Source organism: Streptomyces lancefieldiae (assembly GCF_031845825.1).
Classification (GTDB): domain Bacteria; phylum Actinomycetota; class Actinomycetes; order Streptomycetales; family Streptomycetaceae; genus Streptomyces; species Streptomyces lancefieldiae.
The window spans coordinates 1-1,083 of sequence record NZ_JAVRFH010000234.1 but is presented as its reverse complement, the minus strand read 5'-3'; the positions used below and the strand labels follow the sequence as shown (position 1 = coordinate 1,083).

Genomic DNA, 1,083 nt, shown 5'->3' with positions numbered 1-1,083 from the left:
CTTCCCCTTCGACATGGGCACCGAGGACCCCCTCGGCGCCCTGCGCGCCGCGCACCTGTCCGAGGCCGACTTCCACGCCGTACGCGGCGGCAACGCGGCGGCCCTCCTCAGGAAGGACTGACACCATGAGCACACGCCTGCTCACCCACCTGCGGCACGTCGACCTCGCCGTGCCCGACTACCACAAGCAGCTCGACTTCTACGCCGGCGTCTGGGGCCTGACCAAGGTCGCCGAGGACTCCGGCATCTCCTTCCTCGCCGCCGAGGGCTCCCCCGAGCAGTACGTCGTCCGGCTCCGCAAGGCCGACGAGAAACGCCTCGACCTCGTCTCCTACGGCGCCGCCTCGGCCGCCGACGTCGACACCCTCGCCGAACAACTCCTCGCCGGCGAAGTCCAGCTGATCTCCCGGCCCGGAAAGGCCGACACCCCCGGCGGCGGCTACGGCTTCCGCTTCTTCGACATCGACGGCCGCACCATCGAGGTCCTGGCCGACGTCGAGACCAGGCAGCACCGCAGGATCGAGGAGAAGGAACCGATCCCGGTCAAACTCTCCCACGTCGTCCTCAACTCCCCCGACCTCAACCGCACCCGCGACTGGTACGAACGCCACCTCGGCTTCGCCCTCTCCGACACACTCAGCTCACCGCACATGGGCGAGGTCATGCACTTCATGCGGATCAGCAACCAGCACCACTCCATGGCCATCGCCCAGGGCCCCCACACCGCCCTGCACCACGTCTCGTTCGAGATGCGCGGCATCGACGAGTACATGCGCGGCTCCGGACGCGTCATCCGCGCCGGCCACAAGAAGATCTGGGGCCCCGGACGGCACATGGCCGGCGACAACACCTTCACCTACTTCCTCGATCCCCACGGCAACACCGTCGAGTACACCACCGAGCTGGAGTGCCTGGACGAGGACACCTGGCACCCCCACGTCTACGACTTCTCCCAGCCCGAGGTCACCGACCAGTGGGGCACCGCCAACCCCATGAACGAACTCGTCGCCAAGGAATCCTTCAACGACCCCGACCGCGGCGTCTTCATCGCCCCACCGGTCTGACCCCTCCCCCGTCCCCCCG

1 protein-coding gene and 1 pseudogene are annotated in these 1,083 nt (G+C 68.2%); both read left to right on the top strand.

The genetic code is table 11. The features are described 5' to 3' along the window. A pseudogene (locus RM812_RS41835) lies at positions 1–121 on the top strand (amidohydrolase family protein); the annotation flags it as partial. 4 nt (positions 122–125) lie between these two features. Continuing rightward, positions 126–1,064 (top strand): VOC family protein, encoded by a 939-nt coding sequence (locus RM812_RS41830; RefSeq protein ID WP_311586207.1) that lies wholly within the window; start codon positions 126–128, stop codon positions 1,062–1,064. Positions 1,065–1,083: the final 19 nt, after the last annotated feature.